The sequence below is a fragment of the Bradyrhizobium sp. CCGUVB23 genome (assembly GCF_024199885.1).
Classification (GTDB): domain Bacteria; phylum Pseudomonadota; class Alphaproteobacteria; order Rhizobiales; family Xanthobacteraceae; genus Bradyrhizobium.
This window is the reverse complement of record NZ_JANADQ010000001.1, coordinates 879,944-895,242: the sequence shown is the minus strand read 5'-3', so window position 1 is coordinate 895,242 and position 15,299 is coordinate 879,944. Positions and strand designations below refer to the sequence as shown.

The window sequence follows — 15,299 nt, the reverse complement described above, 5'->3', positions numbered from 1 at the left end:
CAAAGCTGTTCTCGCAGCGGGGGCGCGCAACGATATCGCAACGAATTGGGTGATATGACCGTGAACAAAACGGGACGGAAACAGAGGCCACGGCGAGAAAAATCAACAACTTGGAACATGTTCACTGCGTTCGGGACGCAGGGGTCGCAGGTTCGAATCCTGCCACTCCGACCATTTCTTCCAAAAGTCGACGTTTTGCAGAGGTTTGGGCGAAAGATCGCCCCGCCTCGCAAGACCTTTTTGCACGGATTTTGAAGGTCGGTCCACGGCGGATTTGGGTGGGCAGAGCAGGCTGCCGGGTCGGCATGGCTGGCGGATTCTCGCCGACGCCTGCCACGGCCAGCGCGCCTCGCGCACAACGCTTAGGTCCTTGCTCCGGTCGCGCTCCTCCAAAATGCAAGCAGCGCGGCCGGGATCGACCGCGCTGCTGTAATCTCGCACTACAGAGTTGAGGCGTCAGTATTCATCCGGCCCGTAGACCGGCGCGCCCCAGCCAGGCTCGGCGTATCCATAACCCGGGCCCCAATATCCATAGGCATTGGTGTGGTGCCAGCTTCCGAGGCGACGGCATTGGCCGACACCCGCCATCAACTGGCCGCCACTCATTGCCGGGCCTGCCGCGCCGACGGCGTTTTCACTCGATGGGGTACACCAGCCCGGACCGCGTCCCGCGGCGAGGCTGGGGCTTGCAGTCGCGAGCGGCAAAATCGTGGCCATCAGTGCGGCCGCGCTCACAAGTTTCATACGCGTCATGGTTGTCTCCATGTCTCGGTTTGACAGGGGACCAATCCCTGCCGCTAACAGCCGTTCCTCAACGAGCGGTCGCGATTTCGCGAGCTATGAGGGGTTTCGTGGGTTTCAGGGAATATCGTGATCCCGTTTACATGAGTGTGACTTAGCGGGCGCGCGCCATCATCTGCGTGCCACCAGCAAGCCGAGCAGAAAGGCCACCAGCAACGATGGCAGCGGTGCTTCGCGCACCATGCCGCGGACGATGTCCGGCCAGTGTTGGCCAGTGCCGCTCTCGCCTGTCGGCCAAATACCCCATTCCGATGCAAGCATTCCGATTTCACGCGGCGTGAGCTTTGAAGCGTCGCGGACACGGTAGATGGCGGCGTCCGAACGGTCGCGCGCCGGCAGCGCCATCACAGTGGCGAGCGCGGTGCGCAGCGTCATCTCGCCGTAGCCTTGTAGCCGGACCGACTCCTCGGGGTCGGACGTCATGTGAACGCCTCCGTTACGCCGCGAAGTGGCGCGCGATGGTGAAGACCGCCGCTGCGCAGAGAATCAGGGCCGAAACCGCGCCGGCGATGCCGCGCGCGAGGCGTGCGCGTGTCAAATGTCTGGCCATGTTGCTCTCCTCGTCTTTCGAGGGGGAAATCGTGGAGCGGCCGGTTGGTTCCTCACTGCGAGCGGCAATCATGCAGATCAGCGGGTATCCGCGTCACGCAAATCACCGGATATCGGGTGCTCGGCGATCGTCATCAGGCGAGCTTGCCGGCGGCGCTTTCGAGCAGTCCCCAGGCCTCATTGCCGAACCGTGTCTTCCATTCGCCGTAGAACCCGGCCTCGCGCAGCTTGGCGCGGAAACCGTCGAGCGCGGGCCTGGTGAATGTCAGGCCGTTGCTCTGAAGAACCGATTGCACCGTCGCGTTGAACGCCTTCATGTCGTCACGCTGCTTGAGGCCGGCATCGTTGATGGCCCTGGCGACGACGGCCTGAAGATCCGCGGGCAACCGCTGCCAGGCGCGGCCGTTGGCGACGAACCAGAAACCGTCCCAGATGTGGTTGCTGATGGCGCAGTATTTCTGCACCTCGTAGAGTTTTGCGATCTGGATGATCGGCAGCGGATTTTCCTGCGCATCGACGATGCGGGTCTGGAGCGACGAGTAGACCTCGCTGAATTGCAGGCTGGTGGGCGAGGCCGAGAGCGCCTTGAACATGGAGATGCTGAGCGGGCTGACGGGCACGCGGATCTTCAATCCGTGCATGTCCTTGGCGTCCTCGATCGGCCTCATGCCGCTCGTGATCTGGCGAAAACCATTGTCCCACATCTTCTCGAACGCATGGAGGCCGACCTTCGCCATCGCCGCGCGGACATGGGCGCCGAGCGCGCCGTCCATCGCCTTCCACACCTGGTCGTAGTCGGCAAAGGCGAAGCCGACCGCATTGATCGCGGCCACCTGGGCCAGCGTCGCCACGACCAGCGCCGACGGCGTGAAAAAGGTGATGGCGCCGCTGCGCACCTGGGTCAGCATGTCGGTATCGCCGCCGAGCTGGTTGTTCGGGAAGATCGTGATCTCGACGCGGCCGCCGGTCTCCTTTGCGACGCGGTCGGCGGCCTCCTGCGCGCGGATGTTGAGCGGATGACTGAGCGGCAGGTTGTTGCCGTATGTCAGCGCGAACTCGGCAGCGCGGGCGACGCGCGGCACGGCACCGGCGAGGCCGGCAGCGGGCAGGGCGGACAGCGCTTGCAGGGCGTGCCGGCGGGTCAGGGTCACAGCCTCTCCTCCAACGAGATCTTTGATGTTGCATGATATCGTCTGCGACGATCTTGCCGCGAAAATCGCGAATGACGGCCAGGGTGTCAAACGACAAAGGCAATCTTGATTTGGAAATGAATGTTCCCTATTGTGTACAGATGCGAAGGAACACGCGAGGATTGCAGCCCATCTCCCGTCCGCGCGGCCGGCCGCGGGAGTTCGACATGGACGTGGCGCTCGACAGGGCGGTGCGGGTGTTTCGCGAGCGCGGCTATCACGCGACCTCGATCGGCGATCTGACCGAGGCGATGGAGCTCGCGACAGGCAGCATCTACAAGGCATTCCCTGACAAGCGTGCGGTGTTCCTCGCCGCGTTCGAGCGCTACACGGCGCTTCGCCAGCACGAAATCCGGCGCGCCGCCGCGGAAGGCACCTGCGGGCGCGACCGCCTGCGCAACGTGCTGCTCTCCTATGTCGAAGCGTCCCAGGGCAGCGAAGGACGGCGCGGCTGCCTCGTCGTTGGCAGCGCAGTCGAGCTGGCCGCGCGCGATCCGGAAATCGCGTCGCGCGTCGCGGCCCAGCTGAAGAGCAACGAAGGTTTCATCGCCGGCCTCATTCGCGAGGGGCAGGCCGATGGCTCGGTCCCCGCTCGCGTCGATCCCGACGATACCGCGCGCCTGATGATCTGCATGACGCAAGGACTTCGCGTGGTCGGAAAGGCGCGGCTGCCGCTCGATGGCGGGCGCATCGTTACGGTCGCGATGAAGCTGCTCGCCTGATTTGTTTGCCTAATTAGGAAATAAACGTTTCCTATATATGGAGTGTGTGATGACGATGAACGCCACGATCGAAACCGCGCCCGACGAGGGCGCCGTTTCGCGACGCCTGACCATTCTGCTTGCCGCCGCCTGCGGCATGGTCGCGGCGAACATCTACTATGCGCAGCCGCTGATTGGGCCGATCAGCACGGCGCTCGGCCTTTCGCACGACGCTGCGGGCCTGATCGTCACCATGACGCAAGTCGGCTATGGCGTCGGGCTCCTGTTGATCGTCCCGCTCGGTGATCTCGTCGAAAACCGCACGCTGATCTGCTCCGTTATCGGTCTTGGCGCCGCTGCATTATTGGCCGCCGCCTGCGCGACACAGGCCTTGCCGTTTCTCGTCGCCGCACTGTTCATCGGGCTCGGCTCGGTCGCGGTCCAGATCATCATTCCCTATGCTGCGCACCTTGCGCCGGCAGCGACGCGCGGACGCGTTGTCGGCAATGTCTCGACCGGCCTGATGCTCGGCATCATGCTGGCGCGGCCGGTTTCGAGCTTCCTGACGTCGATCGCCTCGTGGCATGCCGTCTTCTCGGGCTTGACCGTGCTCATGATTGCGCTCGCCGGTGTGCTGTGGCGCACGTTGCCGAAGCGCATGCCGGTGGTGCGGCTGCACTATCTCCAGCTGCTAGGATCGATGCCGCATCTGGTGCGGACGACGCCGGTCCTGCGCCGTCGTGCGCTGTATCAAGCCTTCCTGTTCGGCGCGTTCAGCCTGTTCTGGACCGTGACGCCGCTTCTGCTGGCGAGCCCTGCGTTCGGCTTGTCCCAGCGCGGCATCGCGTTGTTCGCGCTCGCTGGCGTCGCCGGTGCGGTGGCCGCGCCGATTGCCGGACGGATTGCCGATCGCGGATATAGCCGCGGCGCGACGCGCGCTGCCATGCTGCTGGTCGCGGCCGCTTTTCTGATTACGCATATCGGCGCCGCCGGCTCTACGCTGAATCTCGCTTGCCTCGTCATCGCGGCGATCGCGATCGATTTCGGCGTGCAGGGCAATGTCGTCCTCGGCTTTCGCACGATCTTCGCGCTCGGCCCGGAGCACCGCAGCCGTCTCAACGGCCTCTATATGGCGACGTTCTTCACGGCCGGTGCCGCGGGCTCCGCGCTTGGCGGCTTTGCCTTTGCGCATGGCGGCTGGACGCTCGCATCCTCGATCGGCTTTGCGCTGCCGGCCGCGGCGTTGATCTACGCTGCCTTCGAGTGAGGTACTTGGCAGCACGGGCAAGGATTCGGAAACTATCCGCCGTCTCTCTGTCCGCCGCTAACGAATCGAAAAAGGTTCTGGCGCACCTTTGGCCCAGCGAATGGGAATTGGGGAGTTTTCGATATGGACGGGAAAGCCATCCTGGAGAACGTACGGCGCTATCGGGCGATCGCGTCACTGCACCGCCAGACCGCCGCGTTTCGGCCGCGTCAGAGCTGGTCTCTGCTGGAGCAGGCGAGCGAGTGGGAATCCCGCGCGCTGGCGGAGCTCGAGGCTTACTTCGCCGGCGGTGATCGTCGCTGGTCCGGGCCTGCGCAAGCCGGTCTGGAACTGATGGCGGCATGAGGCCAAGGTCGCCGCACCCGGCCGCAAGCGCCGGTTTCTACTTTGCATGGGGTTGTTTTCGACCTTTTGGATGAGCCGCACAGCATTAACCATTTGATGCCCTGCGGCGTCCGAAGACTAACCTGACGCCGGTGTTGCACACCTGCATCATGCGCGCCCATAATTACCGTGCCGGCTGATCGAAGAGCCTGCGGATATGGGAATCCTGGTGCAGCCTGTTCATCCTGCCTCCATGCGGCGTTCGCTGATCGGCGCGCTCGCGCTCGCCACGGTCGCAGCGGCAGGCTGGTTGACCTACGTTGTCGCTCTGGACGCAGATTTCGCGCGCATGCAGCGCGAAGCCAACGACCGGCTCACGCTGATCGCCAGCAGCTTCGATGCTACCGTCGCGCGCTACCGTTATCTGCCGGCGGTCCTCTCGCTCGCCGATCCGATCCGCGAGCTCTATCGCAATCCCGGCGATGCGGCGGCGATCGTGGCCGCCAATCGCTATCTGCAATCACTGGATCAGAAGGCAGGCTCAGCAGAGCTCTTCGTGCTCGACAGCACGGGCCTTGCGCTCGCCGCCAGCAATTTCGACGGTGCGTCGAGCTTCGTCGGGCAGAACTACGCCTTCCGCCCCTATTTCCAGGACGCGATGCTGACCGGCGAGGGGCACTACTATGCCGTCGGCGCCACCACCGGGCAGCCCGGCTATTTCCTCTCGCATCGCATCGAGGAGGGCGGCAAGATCCTCGGCGTTGCCGTGGTCAAGATCGATCTCAGCCCGCTCGAGACCGACTGGGCCCGCGCCGGCGATCTCATCGCCATGGCCGACGAGCATGGCGTGATCTTCCTCGCCAGCCGCCAGGAGTGGAAATATCACCCGCTGACGCAAATCCGCGCGGACCACGTCGCGGAGCTGAGTGCGGCGCGGCAGTTCGGCCAGGCGATCGATGCGGAGCCGGTCTTCGTTCCCGGCGGCAACCGCGAAGGCGTCCAGATCGGCCGTGCACGTGGGCGCGACGGCGCGGAGCTTGGCGAATACACCCTTGAGGTCCGGCCGCTCGATCACGGCTGGAAGCTGCTTTTGTTTTCCGATGTGGTCGATGCTCGGCGTCATGCAGCGACAATCGCTACCGCCTGCGTCTTTGCGCTCATCGCGCTCTTGATGGGCATCATGGTTGCCGATCAGCGGCGCCAGGTGATCCGCGCCAAGCTCGAGGCGCATGACGCGCTGGAGCAGCGCGTCGCCGAGCGGACAGAGGAGCTGCGTCGGACCCACGAGAACCTCGTGCAAAGCGCCAAGCTCGCAAGCCTCGGCCAGGCGCTGGCCGGCGTCGCGCACGAGATCAACCAGCCGCTCGCGGCGCTGATCACCTATGTGGCAAGCAGCCGCGTCCTGCTTCGCCGCAACGAGGTCGAGCGTGCGGCGGCCAATCTCGACCTGATGTCCGCAGTCGCGGAGCGCATGATGGCGCTGATCTCGCACCTACGGATGTTCGCGCGCAAGGAAACCAGCGCGCGCAGCGCCGTCGCGCTCGCAGCCGTCGTCGACAATGCGCTCCGCCTGCTGCAATACCGCATCAACAACGACGGTATCGAGGTCGTGCGCGCCCTTGGCACGGAGCCGGTGCATGGTTTTGCCAATCCCGTTCGCCTCGAGCAGGTCCTGGTCAACCTGCTGTCGAACGCGATCGATGCGATGCAGGGGCGCGAGCGGCGTATCCTCGGCGTCGTGCTCGAAGGGCGGGAGGGCGTGGCCGTGATCGCGATCAGCGATACCGGCAAGGGAATCGCGCCCGAGCATATGAAATCCCTGTTCGACCCGTTCTTTACCACCAAGGAGATCGGCGAGGGGCTTGGCCTGGGGCTCTCGATCTCGTACGGGATTGTCCGGGAATTCGGAGGAGACATCCTGGTGGAGAGCGTGCCGGGCCAGGGATCGACGTTCAAGGTGATCATTCCGCTCGTCGAGGCCGGCATGTCGTCGGCCAAGTCGGAGCTGCACGCATGAGCGGTGCTGTGCTCGTCGTCGACGATGAGGAGATCGTCCGCAATTCGGTGCGGCAGTGGCTGGAGCTCGGTGGCTTCACGGTGCGGGTCGCAGCCGGCGCCGACGAGGCGATGGTGCTGCTGAAGCAGCGTGCGCCTGACGTCGTGCTGAGCGATTTCCGCATGCCGCAGACGTCGGGGCTCGAGCTGATGCGGGCGATCCACCGCGCCGATCCCGATCTTCCCGTGGTGCTGCTGACCGCCCATGGTGACGTGCCGCTCGCGGTCGCCGCGATGCGCGAGGGCGCCTATGACTTCCTGCAAAAGCCCTATGATCCGGAACAGCTTTCCGCCGTGATCTCCCGCGCGGTCGAGCGGAGGCAATTGAAACTGCAACTCGGCGAGCTCGAAGGCCGTCTTGCTGCGGCTGGCGCGATCGAAGCCCGGCTGATCGGTGTGTCGAAGCCGATGGCTGGCTTGCGCGCAAGCGTTCTGGAGCTTGCCGCCCATGACCGCGACGTCATCGTCACCGGCGAGACCGGGACGGGCAAGGAGCTGGTCGCACGGGCGCTGCATGATTTCGGGCCTCGTGCGAAGGCGCCGTTCGTTGCCGTGAACTGCGCGGCGATCCCGGCCGAGCTGTTCGAGAGCGAGCTGTTCGGCCACGAGGCCGGCGCCTTCACCGGCGCGCGCGGGCCACGCATCGGCAAGTTCGAGCATGCCAATGGCGGCACGCTGCTGCTCGACGAGATCGAGAGCATGCCGCTACCGTTCCAGGCCAAGATCCTGCGTGCACTCCAGGAGCGCACCATCGAGCGTGTCGGATCGAACAAGCTGCTTCCGGTCGATGTCCGGGTGATTGCGGCCGCCAAGGGCGATCTTGCCGCCGACAGCCGCGACGGCCGCTTCCGCTCCGACCTCTATTTCCGTCTCGCCGCCGCCGAGATCGACCTGCCGGCGCTGCGCGATCGCGGCAATGACGTGCTGCTGCTGTTCGAGCACTTTGCCGCTGCCGCCGCAAAGAGCGCCGGCCGCACGCTGACGCCGCTCCGGGCCGGTGATCTCGACGCGCTGCTTGCCCATCACTGGCCCGGCAACGTGCGCGAACTGAGGAACGTCGCCGAGCGCTATGCACTGGGCTTGGCGGCGACCGGTCGCAGCGTCGCCGAGATCCTGCGACGTGGCGAGCCGGGCGCGCCGCAGCGGACGCTCGCCGGACGCGTCGCGGCCTATGAGCGGGCGCTGATCGAGGCAAGCCTGCGCGAGCATGACGGCTCGATCGCCGCCGTCACCGAGGAGCTCGGCATTCCCCGCCGGACGCTGAACGAGAAGATGACGAAATATGCGCTGGCGCGGCCTGGTCGGAAGGACGGCTGAGCGAGCAGCATGATCGGCGGAAATCCGCCGATTACCTCGCGCGCGTCGGCGGATTTCCGCCGATGAATTCTCGCCAGCCCGAACTGTCCCCGCAGAAAGCTTGCGAAAACGCGCGAATCCGGCCGCTCTGCTCATCGATCGCGGCTGGCACGGCCGTTGCTGACAGAGGCGGAAGCCGGGACGGCGCCAACTCGCGAGCCAACAAGTGAGCGGACCGTCCCCACGGGCAAACGCGTTGGAGGACGTCATGAGTTCACAGGAAGCCTCGATCACCGATTTCACCGCACCGGGCGCCGACCCGCGCGCGGGCGCCGACATGAGGCGCCGGCTGCGCGCGATCTTCGTCGGTTCGGTCGGCAATCTCGTCGAGTGGTACGATTTTTACGCCTATGCGGCGTTCGCGCTCTATTTCGCCAAGGCATTCTTCCCCGACGGCGACGAGGTGGTGCAGCAGCTCAATGCGGCGCTGCTGTTCGCCGCCGGCTTTTTGGTGCGGCCGCTCGGCGGCTGGCTGTTCGGCCATCTCGCCGATCGCTACGGCCGGCGCAACGCGCTGACGCTCTCCGTCGTGATGATGTGCTTCGGCTCGCTGATCATTGCGGTGACGCCGACCTATGCCTCGATCGGGCTTGCTGCGCCGGTCATCCTCGGTCTCGCGCGCATCCTGCAAGGCCTCAGTCTCGGCGGCGAATACGGCACCAGCGCCACCTATCTCAGTGAGGTCGCCGACGAGAAGAACCGCGGCTTCTATTCCAGCTTCCAGTACGTGACGCTGATCGGCGGCCAGCTCTGCGCCATCTTGGTGCTGCTGCTGTTGCAGAAGGTGTTCCTGTCGACCGAGGAGATCCGCACCTGGGGCTGGCGCGTGCCATTCGCCTTCGGCGCAGTGCTCGCGGTCGTCGCCGCGTTGATGCGCAGCAACCTGCACGAGACCGAGGCGTTCAAGAACAGCCAGGCGGTGGTGAAGAAGACCAGCTCCCTCCGAGCGCTCCTCAACTATCCGCGCGAGCTGCTGCTGGTGGTCGGCCTCACCATGGGCGGGACTGCGGCATTCTACACCTACACCACCTACATGCAGAAATTCCTCCGTCTCTCGGTCAAGCTCAGCGACGACCAGACCACGATGGTGACGGCGGGAAGCCTCGTCTTCGCGATGGTGCTGCAGCCGATCTACGGCGCGATCTCCGATCGCATCGGGCGCAAATGGCTTCTGATCGGCTTCGGCGTATCCGGTACGCTGTTCACCATTCCGCTCCTGACGACGCTCCAGGCCGCGCACGACGCGCTGACCGCCTTCCTGCTGATCGCGGCCGCGTGGATGATCGTGTCCGGCTATACCGCGATCAACGCGGTGGTGAAGGCGGAGCTGTTTCCGACCAGCGTGCGCGCAACCGGCGTGGGCGTGCCCTATGCGCTGACCGTCTCGATCTTTGGCGGCACCGCGGAATCGATTGCGCTGTGGTTCAAGTCGATCGGGCACGAAAGCTGGTTCTACTACTATCTCACGGGCTGCATCGCGGTGTCGCTGCTCGTCTATCTCACGATGCGGGATACCAAGAGCAGCTCTGCGATGGACCGGCACGAATAGGCTGCTGGCCACCGCATGGCAGCACACGCCGGCGGTGGCCATTTACCACGACCTGGTACCGCTCATTTCGCAATGCACAACTATCGCGGGCCCCGAACAGGTGTGCTAGCCTTGCTTGGAACCTCAGCCGCGTTCGCGGCGCAAAAGGGGATTTCCAATGAGCCGCCCGGGAACGTTCTCTGGACCGAAGATACAGCCGTGGTCCTGGCAGGCCTTTGGGTTCGCCTTCATTGTGCTGGTGGCTTCGGCCGGCTTCCAGGGCGCCTGCGCTCTCTTTGGCGCCCAGCTCTATTTTGCCGCGTTCCTGCCGGCCGTTTTCATCGTGGGGATCGTCGCGGGAGCGCCTGCGGCGGTGTTCGCCATCCTGCTCACCGTTCCGCTGGTCTGGTGGGCCTTCATGCCGCCCTTCTTCGAGTTCGGCCCGCTGACGCGTACGGACGCGCATGACATCAATTTGTTCTTCCTGTTCAGCGTGCTGTTGATCGGCCTTGCCGATCTCTGTCGTCTTACCGTGACGATCGTCAACGGCGGCGGCCTCAAGGCAACCGACAAGACGGTCGCGCCGAATTCATAACGGCATTCGCGCAGATATGACTTTATGAACATGGTCGCGAGCGCAGTGCTCGCGATGGCCACGACATGAAGTCCGATGTGTGGATCGTCTCGATCGGCATCCGAAGAACTTTGTTAAGCTGGACGGCCGACTCGAGGACCCCATACCGACCTTCATAAAGTTCGATCAAAGCGGGTGACCCGCGTTGTGCAGCACGGCGCTCTGGTCCTGAGTCCCCTGCGTGTCGTGGCAACGCCTTAGCAGAATGCGAAGGATGAGGGCGAGGAGCAGGACCACGGCGAAAGCGCCGACGGCGGGGATCATCTGATGCTTCACCGCGTGGTGCGCGCCTTGCGACACTTTCAGACCCGCCGTCTCCAGCATCCCGTAAGCGCCGGCAACGAGGATAAGCGCGTAAATGATGCCCCGCTCGGCGGAACTCGCCGCTCTGGTGAGGTCAGGAATCAGCAGCGCCAAACCGATGCCCACGATCGGGAGATCGTAATCATAGGCGTAGGGGCTGATCATCACCGACACCAGCGCGGCGACGCCGAGCGCGGTGCGCGGCGACAGCTTGCGGGCCACCGCAACGCCAATCGCAAGCAACGCAAGGCCGGCGCAGATCGCTTGCCCCCAGAACGCGAGCGCTGGGGCGACGCCCAGCGTATGCAGGGCGGCATACGAGGAAATCATGCGGAACAGCGGATAGCTGCCGCGCTCCAGATAGCTCGCCGAAGCCCTGACGGCGTCGAAGAGCGCGGGCCAGATCTGCGGACCGAACAGCAGCGTGCACAGAACCGAGCTCGCCAGCACGCCGATGGCGGCGGTCAAAAGCGTCACCCAGCGGCGCGTGATCAGAAGATAGACTGCCATCGCGACCGCCAGATGCGGCTTGATCACCATTGCCGCGAGCGCGAGACCTGCGAACACCTGTCCTGAGGCGTCGCGTTTCTCGACATTGAGGCAGATCAGGCCGATCAATCCTGCGGTCAAGAATCCGTTTTGTCCGCAGGAGAGGGTGACGGCAAGCGCGGGAAACATCACCACCAGCACCAGCGCGAAGGCTCGCCCTGCGATCGCCCGCAGCGTCACGAGGAAGAAGGCGAGCGTGGCGGCCGTGAACAGGAAATAAGCGAGCCCGATCGGCAACAGCGCGAGGGGCGCAATCAGCACGTTGAATTGCGGCGGATAGGTCCAAGGCAGGAAGTTCGTGGCACCGAACATCTCACGCTGCATCTGGAAGAGCTTGTCGAGCTGATAGGCCTGGTGGACATCGCCGAGCCAGACCCTCTGCGCGACGATGTGGAAATCGTCGAAATCGACGAGACCGCGCTGTTGCAGCGGCCCGATCCGGGCGAACCATATGGTCTTGGCGAGAACGCCGATCGTCACCGCCCCGAGAACGAGGCGCGTGTACATCGTCCGTTTGGCTTCCGAGGATTGCGCCAGCTCCAGCGTCTTGGCGAACATGAATTGACAGCCTTCTGGCAGAATTGACAGGTTCGTACCGGTCGCCAGCCTCGCGCTTGAGTGCTGCAGCTGTACGTTGCACCTTGGTGCAGGAAAACCATTAAGAGAAATACATCCGAGAGTTGCTATGGAGCTATCGCTGCACGGGGGGTAGCATTTAGGATTAACAACTCCATAAGAGCTTTCATGAAATCCTCGAGTGCGTTCTCGAATGGCGCGCAGTTCCGCATACGGCGAACGCGCGTTCCAGCACCAAGCGGATCCATTCCGTTGCACGAGGATCGTCGCATCGGTAAAGCCGTGCTAGCAGGGCGAGAGGCGAATCGCGGGTGACGACCTTCAACAGGATCTTCACAACCGAGCGCTTGCTGCAGATCATCTGCGTGCTGGCAGCGGCGCTGATCATGAAGCTGATGAGCTGACGTTCGACCGAGCTTCGATGCGTCGGTCAGCGTCCGCGCAATTCCGGCACGTCAGGCAGGTAGTTCGAACCCTCCGAGCCCAGAAAATCAAACATCGCCTGCGCCGGTGGCAGCAGCACCTTGTCGCTGCGGCGGATCACGTACCATTGCCGGACGATGGGCAGGCCCGCGACGTCGAGGATAATGAGACGGCCTTCGGCGAGCTCGTGCGCGACCGTGTGCGCGGAGATGAAGGCGATGCCCAGGCCTGCGATCACCGCCTGCTTGATGGTCTCGTTGCTGCTCATCTCCATGCCGATGATCGGCTCGAGATCCGACTTCTGGAACATGCCTTCCATCAGCGTCCGCGTGCCGGATCCAGGCTCGCGCGTGAGGAAAGTCTCGTGCACGAGGTCGGTCAGGTTGAGGCCGGAATCCTTCTCCAGCCAATGCCCCTTGCGCGCGACGATGATGTGCGGGTTGCGCCCCAGCTGGCGGACGTCGACCGTGACGTCGGCCGGTGGCCGACCCATCACCGCAAAATCGAGATCGTAGCCGTGCATGGCCTCGCGGATATCCTCGCGATTGCCGATGGTCAGCTTGATCTCGATCTTCGGATAGCGCTGCGAGAACGCCGCGATGGCGTGCGGCACGAAGTATTTTGCGGTCGAGACCGCGCCGAGGTGCACCGTGCCGCCGGTTCGCCCCGCCAGAAGATCGAGCGCGCCCTGGCAATCCGCGATCGCGGCTTCGACGCGATCGGCGAGCGCCAGCACCTCCTTGCCCGCTTCCGTCAGCAACATGCCGTCGCCGGTCCGCTGCACCAGAGGCAGTCCCGCTAGATCCTGCAATTGCCGGAGTTGCTGGGTGACCGCCGGCTGCGTCAGCCCGAGATGCGTCGAGGCAGCCGTCACGCTGCCCTTGGCCGACAGCGCTGCGAGCGACCGGAGCTGCCGGATCGTCAGATGCCGTAGCTGGGTCGCCGGGTGGCTATTATAAGAAAATTCTTTGGCGCTCATTATGAATAGAAATTTTCCTTATTAGGCCGGCTCTGTCAATTTCTTCGTGCTGGGACCAGCCGCTCCACTCCCCAACCCGGGAACAAGGATAGCGGCGGCCACGAGGGGATGGACGCAAGATGACCGGGCAACTCAGGCTGAACGACTATCTTCAACGGTATTCTGAAACCGTGCCGGAGGCGCTGGCCGTGGCAGCCGCAGTCGATGCCATTGCTTCCGCCGCGATCGAAATCGCCGACCTCACAGGCACCGGCCAGTTGTCCGATGCCTCGGGTCTGACCACCGGCTGCAACAGCGACGGCGATCTGCAGCGCGACCTCGACCTGCGGGCGGATGCAATCCTGCGCCGCTGCCTCGGCAAAGCGCCGATCGCTGCACTCGCATCGGAGGAGATGCGCGAGCCGCAGATCGTCGACCGCACGGCAAAAACCTGCGTCGCGATCGATCCGCTCGACGGCTCCTCCAACATCGACATCAACATGACCGTCGGCACGATCTTCTCGATCCTGCCCGCCCCCGATGATCTTGGCCTCGCCTTCCACCAGCGCGGCTCGGCCCAGCTTGCGGCGGGGTTCGTCACCTACGGTCCGCAGACCTCGCTGGTGTTGACGCTCGGCGATGGCGTTGACGTCTTCACGCTGGACCGCGCGCGCTCTTTCCGCCTGGCGCGGCGCGGCGTGCAGATCCCCGAGACGGCCGACGAGTTCGCGATCAACGCCTCTAACCGCCGGCACTGGGACGCGCCGGTACGCGCCTTCGTCGACGAATGCCTCGCCGGCGTCGACGGTCCGGCGAACCGCAATTTCAACATGCGCTGGGTCGGCTCACTCGTCGCGGAAGCCTACCGAATCCTGACTCGCGGCGGTGTGTTCCTCTATCCCTCCGATGCGCGTCCCGGTTACGGCGACGGCCGCCTGCGCCTGACCTACGAGGCGCATCCGATGGCCTTCATCATGGAGCAGGCGGGTGGGGCGGCTTCCACCGGGCGCGAGCGCATCCTCGATCTCGCCGCGCACAATCTGCACCAGCGCGTGCCGTTGATCATGGGCTCGCACCACGAGGTGCGGCGCGTCGAGGAACTGCATTGCGATCCGTTACTGGTCGCGAGCGTGTCGGCGCCGCTGTTCGCGCGGCGCGGCTTCTTCCGGCTCTGAAGGAGGTGACGCATGTCCAGGAAGCATCCGATCATCTCGATCACCGGTTCCTCCGGCGCCGGCACCACCTCGGTCAAGAAGACCTTTGAGCAGATCTTCTTCCGCGAGCGCGTCAATGCCGTCTACATCGAGGGCGATGCGTTCCACCGCTACGACCGCGCCGAGATGCGTACGCAGATGGCGAAGGAAGCCGAGCGCGGCAACAAGCATTTCAGCCATTTCAGCCCCGAGACCAATCTGTTCGAGGAGCTGGAGCGGGCGTTCCGCGACTATGGCGAGACCGGCACCGCGGTGACGCGCCACTACATCCACGACACCGAAGAGTCCGCGCTGCATGGCGCGCCTCCCGGCACCTTCACCGAATGGGAGCGGCTGCCGGAGAATTCGGACCTTCTGTTCTATGAGGGCTTGCACGGTGCCGTGGTCACCGACAAGGTCAACGTCGCGCGCTATGCCGACCTGAAGATTGGCGTCGTGCCGGTCATCAATCTTGAGTGGATCCAGAAGCTGCACCGTGACCGCAGCGCGCGGGGCTATTCGACCGAGGCCGTCACCGACACCATCCTGCGGCGGATGCCCGACTACATCCACTACATCTGCCCGCAATTCACCGAGACCGACATCAATTTCCAGCGCGTGCCGACGGTCGACACGTCCAATCCCTTCATCGCGCGCTGGATCCCGACGCCGGACGAATCGATGGTCGTGATCCGTTTCAAGAATCCGCGCGGCATCGACTTCCCCTATCTGCTCTCGATGCTGCCGCACAGCTTCATGTCGCGTGCAAATTCGATCGTCTGTCCTGGCGCCAAGCTCGATCTCGCGATGCAGCTCATCCTGACGCCTTTGATCATGCAGCTCATCGAGCGCAAGCGAAGCATGAAGTGACGCACAACAACGACAACAACGG

General features: G+C 64.3%; 14 protein-coding genes. 9 read left to right on the top strand and 5 right to left on the bottom strand.

The genetic code is table 11. From position 1 onward, the window contains the following. Nucleotides 1–456: 456 nt before the first annotated feature. From NLN62_RS04030 to NLN62_RS04020, 3 genes are all read right to left on the bottom strand, one after another. Nucleotides 457–753 carry a hypothetical protein gene (locus tag NLN62_RS04030; protein WP_254107469.1) on the bottom strand — a complete coding sequence of 99 codons (297 nt, stop codon included), beginning with the start codon at nt 751–753 and terminating at the stop codon, nt 457–459. Between the two features lie 159 nt (nt 754–912). After that, nucleotides 913–1,224, bottom strand: coding sequence for a hypothetical protein (locus tag NLN62_RS04025; protein ID WP_254107468.1), 312 nt, complete (start codon nt 1,222–1,224; stop codon nt 913–915). A gap of 260 nt (nt 1,225–1,484) precedes the next feature. Next, nucleotides 1,485–2,501, bottom strand: a complete 1,017-nt coding sequence (locus tag NLN62_RS04020) for a TRAP transporter substrate-binding protein (RefSeq protein WP_254107467.1) — start codon at nt 2,499–2,501, stop codon at nt 1,485–1,487. 206 nt (nt 2,502–2,707) lie between these two features. Between NLN62_RS04020 and NLN62_RS04015 the strand changes: the two genes are divergently transcribed. From NLN62_RS04015 to NLN62_RS03985, 7 genes are all read left to right on the top strand, one after another. Continuing rightward, a complete protein-coding gene (locus NLN62_RS04015; RefSeq protein ID WP_254107466.1) occupies nt 2,708–3,262 on the top strand; it encodes a TetR/AcrR family transcriptional regulator in 555 nt (184 codons plus the stop codon). Nucleotides 3,263–3,311: 49 nt separating this feature from the next. Beyond that, nucleotides 3,312–4,508, top strand: a complete 1,197-nt coding sequence (locus tag NLN62_RS04010) for an MFS transporter (RefSeq protein WP_254107465.1) — start codon at nt 3,312–3,314, stop codon at nt 4,506–4,508. Between the two features lie 123 nt (nt 4,509–4,631). Beyond that, nucleotides 4,632–4,853 (top strand): hypothetical protein, encoded by a 222-nt coding sequence (locus tag NLN62_RS04005; RefSeq protein WP_254107464.1) that lies wholly within the window; start codon nt 4,632–4,634, stop codon nt 4,851–4,853. Between the two features lie 196 nt (nt 4,854–5,049). After that, complete coding sequence (locus NLN62_RS04000; protein WP_254107463.1) at nt 5,050–6,849, top strand: ATP-binding protein; 1,800 nt, start codon at nt 5,050–5,052, stop codon at nt 6,847–6,849. Continuing rightward, nucleotides 6,846–8,204 (top strand): sigma-54 dependent transcriptional regulator, encoded by a 1,359-nt coding sequence (locus NLN62_RS03995; RefSeq protein ID WP_254107461.1) that lies wholly within the window; start codon nt 6,846–6,848, stop codon nt 8,202–8,204. The genes NLN62_RS04000 and NLN62_RS03995 overlap by 4 nt, the downstream gene beginning before the upstream one ends. Before the next feature lie 316 nt (nt 8,205–8,520). Further along, nucleotides 8,521–9,792, top strand: a complete 1,272-nt coding sequence (locus NLN62_RS03990; RefSeq protein WP_156944446.1) for an MFS transporter — start codon at nt 8,521–8,523, stop codon at nt 9,790–9,792. A gap of 157 nt (nt 9,793–9,949) precedes the next feature. Then, a complete protein-coding gene (locus tag NLN62_RS03985; RefSeq protein WP_254107459.1) occupies nt 9,950–10,366 on the top strand; it encodes a DUF4118 domain-containing protein in 417 nt (138 codons plus the stop codon). 165 nt (nt 10,367–10,531) lie between these two features. Here the strand turns inward: NLN62_RS03985 and NLN62_RS03980 are convergent, their stop codons facing one another. Together NLN62_RS03980 and NLN62_RS03975 are read right to left on the bottom strand one after the other, a co-directional pair. Then, on the bottom strand, nt 10,532–11,815 hold the full coding sequence (locus NLN62_RS03980) for a glycosyltransferase family 87 protein (RefSeq protein WP_254107457.1): 1,284 nt from the start codon (nt 11,813–11,815) through the stop codon (nt 10,532–10,534). Nucleotides 11,816–12,263: 448 nt separating this feature from the next. Next, complete coding sequence (locus tag NLN62_RS03975) at nt 12,264–13,235, bottom strand: LysR family transcriptional regulator (protein ID WP_254107455.1); 972 nt, start codon at nt 13,233–13,235, stop codon at nt 12,264–12,266. Between the two features lie 119 nt (nt 13,236–13,354). Between NLN62_RS03975 and NLN62_RS03970 the strand changes: the two genes are divergently transcribed. Next, entirely contained in the window at nt 13,355–14,389 is a 1,035-nt protein-coding gene (locus NLN62_RS03970; RefSeq protein ID WP_027524339.1) for a class 1 fructose-bisphosphatase, read from the top strand. A 12-nt stretch (nt 14,390–14,401) separates the two neighbouring features. Then, on the top strand, nt 14,402–15,277 hold the full coding sequence (locus tag NLN62_RS03965) for a phosphoribulokinase (protein ID WP_027524340.1): 876 nt from the start codon (nt 14,402–14,404) through the stop codon (nt 15,275–15,277). Nucleotides 15,278–15,299: the final 22 nt, after the last annotated feature.

Bases quoted from the DNA above. Each gene is read 5' to 3' on its own strand.
- NLN62_RS04030 (WP_254107469.1), bottom strand. From the start codon at position 753: ATGACGCGTATGAAACTTGTGAGCGCGGCCGCACTGATGGCCACGATT.
- NLN62_RS04025 (WP_254107468.1), bottom strand. From the start codon at position 1,224: ATGACGTCCGACCCCGAGGAGTCGGTCCGGCTACAAGGCTACGGCGAG.
- NLN62_RS04015 (WP_254107466.1), top strand. From the start codon at position 2,708: ATGGACGTGGCGCTCGACAGGGCGGTGCGGGTGTTTCGCGAGCGCGGC.
- NLN62_RS04010 (WP_254107465.1), top strand. From the start codon at position 3,312: ATGACGATGAACGCCACGATCGAAACCGCGCCCGACGAGGGCGCCGTT.
- NLN62_RS04005 (WP_254107464.1), top strand. From the start codon at position 4,632: ATGGACGGGAAAGCCATCCTGGAGAACGTACGGCGCTATCGGGCGATC.
- NLN62_RS04000 (WP_254107463.1), top strand. From the start codon at position 5,050: ATGGGAATCCTGGTGCAGCCTGTTCATCCTGCCTCCATGCGGCGTTCG.
- NLN62_RS03995 (WP_254107461.1), top strand. From the start codon at position 6,846: ATGAGCGGTGCTGTGCTCGTCGTCGACGATGAGGAGATCGTCCGCAAT.
- NLN62_RS03990 (WP_156944446.1), top strand. From the start codon at position 8,521: ATGAGGCGCCGGCTGCGCGCGATCTTCGTCGGTTCGGTCGGCAATCTC.
- NLN62_RS03985 (WP_254107459.1), top strand. From the start codon at position 9,950: ATGAGCCGCCCGGGAACGTTCTCTGGACCGAAGATACAGCCGTGGTCC.
- NLN62_RS03980 (WP_254107457.1), bottom strand. From the start codon at position 11,815: ATGTTCGCCAAGACGCTGGAGCTGGCGCAATCCTCGGAAGCCAAACGG.
- NLN62_RS03975 (WP_254107455.1), bottom strand. From the start codon at position 13,235: ATGAGCGCCAAAGAATTTTCTTATAATAGCCACCCGGCGACCCAGCTA.
- NLN62_RS03970 (WP_027524339.1), top strand. From the start codon at position 13,355: ATGACCGGGCAACTCAGGCTGAACGACTATCTTCAACGGTATTCTGAA.
- NLN62_RS03965 (WP_027524340.1), top strand. From the start codon at position 14,402: ATGTCCAGGAAGCATCCGATCATCTCGATCACCGGTTCCTCCGGCGCC.